The 12740-nt window shown below is 67.9% G+C and carries 11 protein-coding genes; 9 read left to right on the forward strand and 2 right to left on the reverse strand.

The annotated features are described in order from the left end of the window. Positions 1-48: 48 nt before the first annotated feature. Both CDA09_RS03165 and CDA09_RS03170 read right to left on the reverse strand, forming a co-directional pair. Entirely contained in the window at positions 49-444 is a 396-nt protein-coding gene (locus CDA09_RS03165; protein ID WP_121427294.1) for a hypothetical protein, read from the reverse strand. Positions 445-563: 119 nt separating this feature from the next. Next, positions 564-1469 (reverse strand): LysR substrate-binding domain-containing protein, encoded by a 906-nt coding sequence (locus CDA09_RS03170; protein WP_121427295.1) that lies wholly within the window; start codon positions 1467-1469, stop codon positions 564-566. Between the two features lie 132 nt (positions 1470-1601). Between CDA09_RS03170 and gcvH the strand changes: the two genes are divergently transcribed. The 9 genes from gcvH to CDA09_RS03215 all read left to right on the forward strand — a co-directional run bounded on the left by gcvH (position 1602) and on the right by CDA09_RS03215 (position 12739). Beyond that, positions 1602-1970, forward strand: a complete 369-nt coding sequence (gene gcvH / locus CDA09_RS03175) for a glycine cleavage system protein GcvH (RefSeq protein ID WP_121427296.1) — start codon at positions 1602-1604, stop codon at positions 1968-1970. A 29-nt stretch (positions 1971-1999) separates the two neighbouring features. After that, positions 2000-4882 (forward strand): aminomethyl-transferring glycine dehydrogenase, encoded by a 2883-nt coding sequence (gcvP, locus tag CDA09_RS03180; protein WP_121427297.1) that lies wholly within the window; start codon positions 2000-2002, stop codon positions 4880-4882. Positions 4883-4979: 97 nt separating this feature from the next. Then, positions 4980-6233 (forward strand): serine hydroxymethyltransferase, encoded by a 1254-nt coding sequence (gene glyA, locus CDA09_RS03185; protein ID WP_121427298.1) that lies wholly within the window; start codon positions 4980-4982, stop codon positions 6231-6233. Between the two features lie 105 nt (positions 6234-6338). Then, entirely contained in the window at positions 6339-7760 is a 1422-nt protein-coding gene (locus CDA09_RS03190; protein ID WP_121427299.1) for an amino acid permease, read from the forward strand. Positions 7761-7766: 6 nt separating this feature from the next. Further along, entirely contained in the window at positions 7767-9146 is a 1380-nt protein-coding gene (locus CDA09_RS03195; protein WP_121427300.1) for an L-serine ammonia-lyase, read from the forward strand. 110 nt (positions 9147-9256) lie between these two features. Continuing rightward, positions 9257-10387, forward strand: coding sequence for a glycine cleavage system aminomethyltransferase GcvT (gene gcvT / locus CDA09_RS03200; RefSeq protein WP_121427301.1), 1131 nt, complete (start codon positions 9257-9259; stop codon positions 10385-10387). An 87-nt stretch (positions 10388-10474) separates the two neighbouring features. Further along, on the forward strand, positions 10475-11443 hold the full coding sequence (gene lipA / locus CDA09_RS03205) for a lipoyl synthase (RefSeq protein WP_121427302.1): 969 nt from the start codon (positions 10475-10477) through the stop codon (positions 11441-11443). A 5-nt stretch (positions 11444-11448) separates the two neighbouring features. Beyond that, entirely contained in the window at positions 11449-11880 is a 432-nt protein-coding gene (locus CDA09_RS03210) for a dihydroneopterin aldolase (protein ID WP_121427303.1), read from the forward strand. Beyond that, entirely contained in the window at positions 11861-12739 is an 879-nt protein-coding gene (locus CDA09_RS03215) for a formyltetrahydrofolate deformylase (RefSeq protein ID WP_121427304.1), read from the forward strand. Before CDA09_RS03210 ends, CDA09_RS03215 begins: the two co-directional genes overlap by 20 nt. The last annotated feature ends 1 nt before the right edge of the window (position 12740 follow it).

A 12740-nucleotide genomic window follows, 5' to 3' on the forward strand; every position in this document is an offset into this window, starting at 1 on the left:
GACACCGCCCGCAGCAGCGCTACGGACGGAATGAGACGGCTCGGGAGGCTAGGATCGGAAAACGCCGAAGGAGATGGCGGGTGGTGGTGCCGTGGTGCGCGCGAGGAATTCGGGCAGGACGTCCGGCAGCGCCGGGACCAGGACAAGCTCGATGGGGAGCGCGACCGCCAGCAACGGCAGCGCGGCCCCGAGCGGTTCGGGCAGCTGTGTCAGCGCCGTGGCCTTGCTGTCCTGCTGCCCGTGCTCCAGGCAGCGGTTCGGGTCGGCGGGATCGAGGGTCGGGCAACAATCCCCACCCATCTCCATCCCCGCGCTTTCCATGGCCCGGGACGGTTCAACGGCCTTCGCCACGCCCGGACACGCGTACGCCGCCACCGCCAGCTGCATGAAGAGCAGCAGGGCGACGGCCAGGCGGGCAATCCAGTGGCGGTGGGTTCGTATCATGAATCTTGTTCTTGCCGGTGCAGCCGCATCCTATAAGACTTTCGCCCGCGCTGCCACGGGAACGCATTGCAGGAGCGGATCCGGCGTGCCGGCGGTGACGCGCTCCGGCCCGTCACGGGCTACTCGCTGGTCATCTGCGCGCCCGATGCCGCCGTGGCCAGCGCCGTGTCGGAGTTGGCAAAGCTGCTCGTGATGTAGTCCGCGAGGCAGCGTACCGCCTCGGTCGTCGCCTCCGGGCGTTCGTACAGGCGCACGTCGAGCTGCCCCATCGCGGGAAAGCCGTCGCGCTCGCCCAGCACCCGCACGCCTTCGGGCACGGTGCTGCCGGCGAGCAAGGTCACGCCCAGGCCGGCGCGCACCGCGGCGACGATGCCGCTGTAGCTGGAGCTCATGTAGGCGATGCGCCAGGCCCGCTGCTGGCGGCCGAGTGTCTGCAGCACGCGGTTTCGGTAGATGCACGGCGGCGGCGCGACGACCAGCGACAGCGGCCGCTGCATGTGGCGCTCGTGGTCCATGCTGGTGATCCATACCAGCGGTTCGGTGAGCACCTTGTCGCCGCCGCGTTCTTCGGGGTCGTCGTGCAGCGCGATGACGAGGTCGAACTCGCCTTTCTCCTGGCGCGCGAGCAGGTTCTTGCTCAGGTCGCAGGTGACCTCGAGCATCACCCCCGGATGCGACTGCGCAAACTTGCCGAGGATCACCGGCAGCAGCGATGCGGTGTATTCGTGCGGCGCCCCCAGGCGCACGCTGCCCGCGACCTTGGGCCGGCGCAGGCTGCTCACCGCCTCGTCGTTCAGCGCGAGCATCCGCCGCGCGTAGCCGGCGAGCGTGGCGCCTTCCTCGGTGAGCTTCACGCGGTGCGTGCCGCGCACGAACAGCGGCGCGTCGAGCATTTCCTCCAGGCGCCTGATCTGCAGGCTCACGGCGGACTGGGTACGGCCGACGATTTCGCCCGCGCGGGTGAAGCTGCCCGTATCCACGGCTTTCAGGAAGGTGCGCAGCAACTCGGTGGGGATGTTTTGCATGGCATGCCGGTCATTTGAGAAATTAATGATTTCATTTCAACTATCAAAATCGTTCATGTCAACGTGTTGATACCATCCTTTTCGTTATTGAAGCAGACCGTTGCATCAATCGATACGAAACGAGGAGATCTCATGAGCACGATCAAATTCACCGAAGACCACGAGTGGCTGCGCGTCGAGGGCGACGTCGCCACGGTCGGCATCACCGACTACGCGCAGAACGCGCTGGGCGACATCGTCTTCGTGCAGCTGCCGGACGTCGATGCGCACTTCGGCGCCGGTGACGAAGCCGCCGTGATCGAGTCGGTGAAGGCCGCCGGCGAACTGAAGATGCCGCTGGCCGGCACCGTCGTCGAAGTCAACGCCGCGCTGGCCGATGCGCCCGCCACGGTCAATGAGGATCCGCTGGGCGCGGGCTGGTTCATCCGCGTCCGCCTCGACGATCCGTCCGCGCTCGACGGACTGCTCGATCAGGCTGCCTACGACAAGCTGACCGCCTGATCGACTTTCCACCGGACATAGCCCAAGCCATGAACATGAACGATACCCGCTTCCCCGCGACGCTCGCCCAGCTCGAGCAGCGCGACGATTTCGTCGGCCGCCACGTCGGCCCGGACGCGACCGAGACGCAGGCGATGCTTGCCGCGCTCGGCCTCGATTCGCTCGGCCAGCTCATCGACAAGGTGATCCCGGCCTCGATCCTGTCGCCTTCGCCCCTCTCCCTCCCCGAAGGCCAGACCGAGGCCGACGCGCTCGCGAAGCTGCGCGAGATCGCGGGGAAGAACCGGGTGTTCCGTTCCTTCATCGGTGCGGGCTACTACGACACCTACACGCCCGGTGTCGTGCTGCGCAACGTCCTCGAGAACCCGGCCTGGTACACGGCCTACACGCCGTACCAGCCGGAGATTTCGCAGGGCCGCCTGGAAGCGCTGCTCAACTTCCAGACCATGATCACCGACCTGACGGGCATGGAGATCGCCAACGCGTCCCTGCTCGACGAGGCGACGGCCGCCGCCGAAGCCATGGCCTTCTGCCAGCGCCTGTCGAAGAACCCGTCCAAGGTCTTTTTCGTCTCGCAGGACTGCCACCCGCAGACCATCGAGGTCGTGCGCACCCGTGCCAAACCGCAGGGCTTCGAGGTGGTCGTCGGCAACCCCGCGACCGACCTCGACGCGCACGAATTCTTCGGCGTCCTCCTGCAGTACCCGGCCAGCACCGGCGAAGTGATCGACTACGCCGGCATCGTCGCCGCCGCCCACGCCAAGAAGGCGCTGGTGGTCGTCGCCGCCGACCTGCTCGCGTTGACGCTGCTCAAGCCGCCCGCCGAATTCGGCGCCGACGTCGCCATCGGCACGACGCAGCGCTTCGGCGTGCCGATGGGGTATGGCGGCCCGCACGCCGCCTACTTCGCCACGCTCGACGCGCACAAGCGCGTGATGCCGGGCCGCGTCGTCGGCGTGTCGATCGACAGCCACGGCAAGAAGGCCTACCGCCTCGCGATGCAGACGCGCGAACAGCACATCCGCCGCGAGAAGGCCACGTCCAACATCTGCACCGCGCAGGTGCTGCTGGCCGTGATGGCGAGCCTCTACGCCTGCTACCACGGTCCGAAGGGGCTGACGACGATCGCCCGCCGCATCCATCGCCTGACCGCGACGCTCGCCGCCGGCCTGCGCCGCGCCGGGGCCGAAGTCGTCACGAAGACCTTCTTCGACACCATCGCCGTGCGCGTCGCCGACGCCGCGGCCGTGCATGCCGCTGCCCGCGCCAAGCAGATGAACCTGCGCGAGATCGACGCCACGACCGTCGGCATCTCGCTCGACGAAACCACCACCTGCGCCGACGTCGAGGCGCTGTGGGCGGTGTTCGCCAACGGCGCGGCACTGCCTTCCTTTGCCGACGCCGAGCACCTCGCGCCGGAAGCCCTGCCGGCCGGCCAGCTGCGCAGCTCCGCCTTCCTGACGCACCCGGTGTTCAGCGCCTACCAGTCCGAGACCAAGATGTTGCGCTACCTGCGCGCGATGGCGGACAAGGACCTGGCGCTCGACCGCACGATGATCCCGCTGGGTTCGTGCACGATGAAGCTGAACGCGACCACCGAGATGATCCCCATCACCTGGCGCGAGTTCGGCGGCCTGCATCCCTTCGCGCCCGCCGACCAGGCCCGGGGCTACGCCCAGCTCACCGCGGAGCTGGAGCAGATGCTGTGCGCCTGCACCGGCTACGACGCCGTGTCGCTGCAGCCCAACGCCGGCTCGCAGGGCGAATACGCCGGTCTGCTGGCGATCCGCGCCTACCACGCGAGCCGCGGTGAAGCGCAGCGCGACGTGTGCCTGATCCCGAGCTCCGCGCACGGCACCAACCCCGCCACCGCCAACATGGCCGGCATGCGCGTGGTTGTCGTCGCCTGCGACGACAAGGGCAACGTCGATGTTGCCGATCTGAAGGCGAAGGCCGAGCAGCACGCCGACAAGCTCGCCGCGCTCATGATCACCTACCCCTCGACGCACGGCGTGTTCGAGACCGCGATCCGCGAGATCGCCGAGATCGTGCACGCCAACGGCGGCCAGGTGTATATCGACGGCGCCAACATGAACGCGATGGTCGGCCTGTGCGGCCCGGGCAAGTTCGGCGGCGACGTGTCGCACCTCAACCTGCACAAGACCTTCTGCATCCCGCACGGCGGCGGCGGACCGGGTGTCGGCCCGATCGGCGTGAAATCGCACCTCGCGCCTTTCCTGCCGGGACACGCGAGCACCGGCCTCAAGGGCATCGGCGCCGTTGCGGCGGCACCGTGGGGCAGCGCCAGCATCCTGCCGATCACCTGGACCTACATCGCGCTGATGGGCCGCGACGGGCTGCGCCACGCGACGACGATGGCGATCCTCAACGCCAACTACATCGCCCAGCGCCTCGACGCGCACTACCCGGTGCTGTACCGCGGCGAGAACGGCATGGTCGCGCACGAGTGCATCATCGACCTGCGCCCGCTGAAGGACGCGACCGGTGTCACCGTCGATGACGTCGCCAAGCGCCTGATTGACTTCGGCTTCCACGCGCCGACGATGTCCTTCCCGGTGCCCGGCACGCTGATGATCGAACCGACCGAGAGCGAATCGAAGGAAGAACTCGACCGCTTCTGCGACGCGATGATCGCGATCCGCGCGGAAATCGCCAAGGTCGGCAGCGGCGAGTACGACGCCAAGGACAACCCCCTGGTCAACGCCCCGCATACCGCGGAAGCGATCGCCGGCGAATGGACGCACCCGTACAGCCGCGAAGAGGCCGTGTATCCGCTCGCCAGCCTGCGCGCGAACAAGTACTGGTCGCCGGTGGGCCGTGTCGACAACGTGTATGGCGACCGCCACCTGGTGTGCTCCTGCCCGCCGATGTCGGCCTACGAAGACGCCTGAGGCGCGCGCCCAGCGCAGCCCTCGTCCTCACCCCGAGGGTCGATGTCCGGCGCGTGCCGGCGTCGCCCCTCTGATCCCCAGTTTCGGAGAAATCCCAATGTTCGACAAAAGCATGCAGATCGCCGGCTTCGACCCCGATCTGTGGGGCGCGATCGAGTCCGAGCGCCACCGCCAGGAAGACCACATCGAGCTCATCGCGTCCGAGAACTACGCCAGCCCGCGCGTGATGCAGGCGCAGGGCACGGTGCTCACCAACAAGTACGCCGAAGGCTACCCCGGCAAGCGCTACTACGGCGGCTGCGAGCACGTCGACGTCGTCGAGCAGCTCGCGATCGACCGCGCCAAGCAGCTCTTCGGCGCCGACTGGGCCAACGTGCAGCCGCATTCGGGTTCGCAAGCCAACGCCGCGGTGTATTTCGCGCTGCTGCAGCCTGGTGACACGATCCTCGGCATGAGCCTCGCGCACGGCGGGCACCTCACGCACGGCGCGAAGGTGAACTTCTCCGGCAAGATCTTCAACGCGGTGCAGTACGGCGTCACCGACGACGGCGTGCTCGACTACGACGCGCTCGAGGCGCTCGCCGTCGAGTGCAAGCCGAAGATGATCGTCGCCGGCTTCTCGGCCTACGCCCGTCACCTCGACTTCCCGCGCTTCCGCGCGATCGCGGACAAGGTCGGCGCGCTGCTGTTCGTCGACATGGCCCACGTCGCCGGCCTCGTCGCCGCGGGCCTGTACCCGAGCCCGGTGCCTTTCGCCGACATCGTCACCAGCACCACGCACAAGACGCTGCGCGGCCCGCGCGGCGGCATCATCCTCGGCCGTGCCAACGCAGACATCGAGAAGAAGATCGCCTCGATGGTCTTCCCCGGCACCCAGGGCGGCCCGCTGATGCACGTCATCGCGGCGAAGGCCGTGGCGTTCAAGGAAGCGCTCGATCCCTCGTTCAAGGCCTACCAGCAGCAGGTGATCGCCAACGCGCAAGCGATGGCGGGCGTGTTCGTCGAGCGCGGCTACAAGATCGTCTCCGGCGGCACCGACGACCACCTCTTCCTGGTCGACCTGATCGCCAAGGGCATCACCGGCAAGGCCGCCGATGCGGCGCTGGGCGCGGCCCACATCACCGTGAACAAGAACACCGTGCCGAACGATCCGCAGTCGCCTTTCGTCACCAGCGGCATCCGCATCGGCACGCCGGCGGCGACCACCCGCGGCTTCGGCATCAGCGAAGTCAAGGAGCTCGCCGGCTGGATCTGCGACGTGCTCGACGCCATCGACAACCCCGCGGTGATCGACGCCGTGCGGGCGAAAGTCGCCGCGCTGTGCGCGCGCTTCCCGGTGTACGGCCGGTAAAACAATAAAGACAGGCAGCAGGGGGGGCGCGAGGGGCGCTCCCTTTTTCCGCACCAGAGAGAGACCCAGGCGTTTTTTTCAAACTACAGAGGAAGGGACTGAAGGATGACACGCATCAGTGACATGCTCGACGAAGAGCAGCGGCACGAAGGCAAGGACCTCGAACGAGGCCTCAAGGATCGGCACATCCAGCTCATCGCCATCGGCGGTGCGATCGGGGTGGGCCTCTTTCTCGGCTCGGCCAAGGCCATCAGCAAGGCCGGCCCCGCGCTGCTCCTGACCTACGCGTTCGCGGGTCTGGCAGTGTTCTTCATCATGCGCGCGCTCGGCGAGCTGCTGATCCACCGCCCGGTGGCCGGTTCGTTCGCGATCTACGCCGAGGAGTACGTCAGCCCGTGGGCCGGGTATGTCACCGGCTGGACCTACTGGTTCACCTGGATCGTCACCGGCATGGCGGAACTCACCGCCGTCGGCGTGTATGTGCACTACTGGTTCCCGGACGTGCCGCAGTGGATCCCGGCGCTCGTGACGCTGGTCGTGCTCTACGGTGCCAACCTGATCGCGGTGAAGGTGTTCGGCGAGATGGAGTTCTGGTTCGCGATCATCAAGGTGGTCACGATCGTTGCGATGCTCCTGATCGGCCTTGCGATCATCTTCTTCGGCGTGACCGACCTGGGCAAGACCGCGAGCTTCTCCAACCTGTGGTCGCACGGCGGCTTCGCGCCGATGGGCATGGTGGGCGTGGTGCTGACCTTGCAGATCGCGTGCTTCGCCTACACCGGCGTGGAACTCATCGGTGTCACCGCCGGTGAGGCGCAGAACCCCGAGAAGGTGCTGCCGCACGCGACCAACAGCGTCACGTGGCGGATCCTGATCTTCTACATCGGCGCGCTGATCGTGCTGATGTCGCTCGTGCCGTGGAACGAACTCAACCCAAACATGAGCCCGTTCGTCACCGTGTTCGAGAAGATCGGCATTCCCGCCGCGGCCGGCATCATCAACTTCGTCGTCATCACCGCGGCCGCCTCGTCGTGCAACAGCGGCATCTTCAGCACCGGGCGCATGCTCTACACCCTCGCGCAGTTCGGCCAGGCGCCGGCCGCGCTGGGCAAGATCAGCAAGACCCACGTACCGGCCAACGCGATCACGCTGTCGGCCGCCGTGATGCTGGTCGGCGTCGCGCTCAACTACATCGTGCCCGAGGAAGCCTTCGTGTATGTGACGAGCGTCGCGACCGTGGGCGCGGTGTGGACCTGGGGCATCATCGTCTGGGCGCACCTCAAGTATCGCCAGGCGGTCGCACGCGGTGAGGCCAAGGCGGTGTTCTTCCGCATGCCGGGCGCCCCGTACGCGAACTGGTTCGTGCTGGCCTTCCTGCTGCTCGTGACCGGCTTCCTCGCGTTCGACGCCGGCACCCGCGTCGCGCTCTACGTTGCGCCGGCGTGGTTCGCGCTGCTCACGGTGGGCTACCAGATGTCCAAATCGCGTTCCGGCAACGGCGCGCTTGCATCCGAAACTTCGAGGTAATCGAGCATGGCCATCAGCGTTTTCGACTTGTTCAAGATCGGCATCGGGCCGTCGTCCTCACATACCGTGGGGCCGATGCGTGCGGCGCAGGTCTTTGCGAACGGCCTCAAGGAGTCCGGCCTGCTCGCGCGGGTCGCAAGCGTGAAGGCCGAACTCTATGGCTCGCTCGGCGCGACCGGCAAGGGGCACGGCAGCGACAAGGCCGTGCTCCTGGGCCTCGAGGGCGAGGCGCCGGATCTCGTCGACACCGAACAGGTGGACAGCAAGCTCGCCCGCATCCGCGGCGAGCAGCGGCTGCAGCTCGCCGGCGAACATCCGGTGGCGTTCGTCGAGCGCGAGCACCTCGTGATGCATCGCCGCCAGTCGCTCCCCTACCACCCGAACGGGATGCGCATCACCGCCTTCGACGCGGGCGGCGAGACGCTCATGAGCAAAGTGTATTACTCGGTCGGCGGCGGCTTCGTCGTCGATGAGAGCGCCGCCGGTGCCGACCGCATCGTCGAGGACGCCACACCGCTCGCGTATCCGTTCAAGAGCGGCGCGGAACTCCTCGCGCAGTGCCGCGAGAAGGGGCTCTCGATCAGCCAGCTGATGCTGGAGAACGAGCGCGCGTGGCGCACGGACGCGGAGACGCGTTCGGGCCTCCTCAGGATCTGGGACGTGATGCAGCTGTGCGTGCGGCGCGGCTGCGAGAAGGAAGGCATCATGCCCGGCGGCCTGCACGTGAAGCGCCGCGCCGCCGAGATGTACCGCAAGCTCTCCAGCGCCCCCGAGGCGAGCATCCGCGACCCGCTGACAACGATGGACTGGGTGAATCTCTATGCCCTCGCCGTCAATGAGGAGAACGCCACCGGCGGGCGCGTCGTCACCGCCCCGACCAACGGCGCCGCGGGCATCGTGCCGGCGGTGCTGCACTACTACAGCCGCTTCATCCCCGGCGCGAGCGAGGAGGGCGTGATCCGCTTCCTCCTCACCGCGGCCGCGATCGGCATCCTCTATAAAGAGAACGCGTCGATCTCCGGTGCCGAAGTCGGCTGCCAGGGCGAAGTCGGCGTCGCCTGCTCGATGGCCGCCGGCGCCTTGGCCGAGGTGCTGGGCGGCACGCCCGAGCAGGTCGAGAACGCCGCCGAGATCGGCATGGAACACAACCTCGGGCTCACCTGCGACCCGGTCGGCGGGCTCGTGCAGGTGCCCTGCATCGAGCGCAACGCGATGGGCTCGATCAAGGCGATCAACGCCGCACGCATGGCGCTGCGCGGCGACGGCAAGCACTTCGTGTCGCTCGACAAGGTCATCAAGACCATGCGCGACACCGGTGCCGACATGAAGCTGAAATACAAGGAAACCGCGCGCGGCGGCCTCGCCGTGAACGTCATCGAATGCTGATGATCCGCTGACCCCCGTCATATCGATTAACCCCGAACCGTTCGGGCCGAGCCTGCCCATGCCTTGCGACCGGCTCGTGGCGAACGGACGTATTTGATAAAGGAAATCACATGAGCGACAACCACTCCGACGCACCGCTGCTGCGCACCCCGCTGTACGACCTGCACGTTTCCCTCGGCGCCAAGATGGTGCCCTTCGCCGGCTACGAGATGCCCGTGCAGTACCCCGCGGGCATCATCAAGGAGCACACCCACACCCGCACCCAGGCGGGCCTGTTCGACGTCTCGCACATGGGCCAGGTCTTTCTCGTCGGCCCCGAGGCCGCCGCGGCGCTGGAAACCCTGGTGCCGGTCGACATCATCGACCTGCCGCAAGGCATGCAGCGCTACGCGCTGTTCACCAACGAGACCGGCGGCGTGATGGACGACCTGATGGTCGCGAACTTCGGCGACCGCCTGTTCGTGGTCGTGAACGCCGCGTGCAAGACGCAGGACATCGCGCACATGCAGAAGCACCTGTCGGGCCGCTGCCAGGTCGAGGTGCTCGCGGACCGCGCGCTGCTTGCGCTGCAGGGCCCGGCCGCTGCCACCGTGCTGGCCCGCCTTGCGCCGGAAGTCGCGAAGATGGTGTTCATGAACAGCATCACCGTGAACCTCGTCGGCGTGCCGTGCTACGTCAGCCGTTCCGGCTACACCGGCGAGGACGGCTACGAGATCTCGGTGCCCGCGGACAAGGCCGAAGCCCTGGCGCGCGAGCTGCTGAGCCAGCCCGAAGTCGCCCCGATCGGCCTCGGCGCGCGCGATTCGCTGCGCCTCGAAGCCGGCCTGTGCCTGTACGGCCACGACCTCGACGTGAACACCTCGCCGGTCGAAAGCAGCCTGCTGTGGGCGCTGTCCAAGCCCCGCCGTGCCGACGGCGCGCGCGCGGGTGGCTACCCCGGTGCCGACGTGGTCCTCGGCCACATCGCCAACGGCGTGTCGCGCAAGCGCGTCGGCCTGCGTCCGAACGCCCGCGTGCCGGTGCGTGACGGCGCCGAGATCGTCGACGCCAGCGGCCGCAAGGTCGGCGTCGTCACCAGCGGCGGCTTCGGCCCGACGCTGGGCGCGCCGATCGCGATGGGCTACGTCGAGACCGCGCTCGCCAAGGTCGGCACCCAGCTCTCCGCGATCGTCCGCGGCAAGCCGGTCCCGCTGGAAGTCGCCAGCACCCCCTTCGTGCCGCAGCGTTACTACCGCGGCTGATGCAAGGGGCGATCCGGCTCTCCATCGCACCCCGCCACAGAGATTGAACTGCGACCCGAGAGCCGGTCGCCCGCCGGAGTCACTCCCATGCAGAACGCAAGCACCCCCTCCCCACAGACCGGAATCAAGCAGCGCGGCGCCGACAAGACCGCGCGCATCCCGGTGAAGATCGTCCCGATCACACCCGCCGAGCAGCTGCGCAAGCCGGAATGGATCCGCGCGGCCTTCCGCGGTACGAAGAGCGTGCGCAGGCTCACCGGCACGCTGCGCGAGAACCGCCTGCACACCGTGTGCGAGGAAGCCAACTGCCCGAACCTGGGCGAATGCTTCAACCACGGCACGGCGACTTTCATGATCATGGGGGCGATCTGCACGCGGCGCTGCCCGTTCTGCGACGTCGGCCACGGCCGCCCGTTGCCGCTGGACCCGGAGGAGCCGAAGAACCTCGCGCAGACCGTCACGGGGATGCGCCTGAAGTACGTCGTGATCACTTCGGTCGACCGCGACGACCTGCGCGACGGCGGCGCACAGCATTTCGCCGACTGCATCCGCGAGACGCGTGCCGCCAACCCCGGCATCACCGTCGAAGTGCTGACGCCGGACTTCCGTGGCCGCGTCGACCTCGCGCTCGACCTCCTTGCGGCCGAGCCGCCCGATGTCTTCAATCACAATATCGAGACCGTGCCGCGCCTGTACCGCGAAGTGCGCCCCGGTGCCGACTACGAACATTCGCTCGACCTGCTCGCGGCCTTCAAGGCCCGTCACCCCGAGGTCGCGACCAAGTCCGGCCTGATGCTGGGCGTTGGCGAGACGCGCGAGGAGATCGAGGCGACGCTCGCCGACCTGCGTGCCCACAACGTCGACATGGTGACGATCGGCCAGTACCTGCAGCCCAGCCTGCACCACCTGCCGGTGCGCCGCTACGTGACCCCGGCCGAATTCGACGAGCTGCGCGTGGCCGGCGAGAAGATGGGCTTCCGCCACGTCGCCGCCGGCCCGATGGTGCGCTCGTCCTACCACGCCGACCTGCAGGCGCGCGGCGTGATCGGAGGCTGACGGCGATGAACGGAATCTGGAGCGTGAAGATCGAACGGCTCGAGACCCGTCTCGCGGTGGGTATCTACGAGGATGAGCAGGATCCGCAACCGGTGTGGGTTTCCGTGACGCTCACCGGTCTGGCACCGGCAGTTCCGGGCGATCTCGGCGACTGCCTCGACTACGAGCCGCTGTGCCGCTGGCTCGCGACCGAATGGCCGCGTTCCCCGCACACCCCGCTGCTGGAGACGCGCATCAACGAGGTCTTCACCGTCGCCTTCGGCCTCGACCCGCGCGTGCAGGAGGTGTCGGTCGGCCTCTACAAGCAGCGCGTGAGCCGCTACGCGACGGCGGTCGGCATCGAACGCACCACGAGCCGCGGCGAACACGCCCGCATCACGCAGAACGCAGACGCACCCACCCGGAAGAGAGCCGAACATGTCGCAAGCATCGAATGACCCGGCGCGCTTCGCGCTGACCTTCGCCGCCGCGGGAGAGCGCGGCCAGACCGCCGCCGTGACCGCGCTGCTGGAAGCGCACGGTGCCTACATCGAGGAATTCACGGTCTTTGACGACGTCCTCAGCGGGCGTTTCTACCTGCGCACGACATTCCGCGTCATCGACGCGACGGATGCCGGGATCGCGGCGCTGCGCGGCGAATACGCCGCCTTGCGCGGCCGCTTCCAGGCGTCCGAAGGCGAGATCCACGACCTGCGGCGCCCGATGCGCGTGCTGCTGATGGTGTCGAAGGCCGACCACTGCCTGCGCGACCTGCTCGACCAGTGGCGCCGCGGCGAACTGCCGATGGACATCGTCGGCGTGGCGTCGAACCACACCACGCTCGAACCGATCGTCACCGCCGAAGGGCTGCCTTTCCACCACCTGCCGATCACGGCGGACACCAAGCCGCAGCAGGAGGCGGCGCTGCGCGCGCTGATCGAATCGAGCGGCGCGGAACTGGTGGTGCTCGCGCGCTACATGCAGGTGCTGTCGGAAGAGATGTGCGAGCGCCTCGCCGGCCGCGTCATCAACATTCACCATTCCTTCCTGCCCGGCTTCAAGGGCGCGCGCCCCTACGAGCAGGCGCACGCCCGCGGCGTCAAGGTGATCGGCGCGACCGCGCATTTCGCCACCACCGACCTCGACGAAGGCCCGATCATCGAGCAGGCGGTCGAGCGCGTGGACCACGCCTTCACGCCCGACCAGCTCCTGAGCACCGGCCGCCACGTCGAATGCCTCGCGCTCGGCCGCGCGTTGCACTACGTGCTGCAGCATCGCGTGTTCATCAACGGCCTGCGCACCGTGGTGCTGCGCTAGT

Source organism: Azoarcus sp. DN11 (genome assembly GCF_003628555.1).
In the GTDB taxonomy this organism is placed as follows: Bacteria; Pseudomonadota; Gammaproteobacteria; order Burkholderiales; family Rhodocyclaceae; genus Aromatoleum.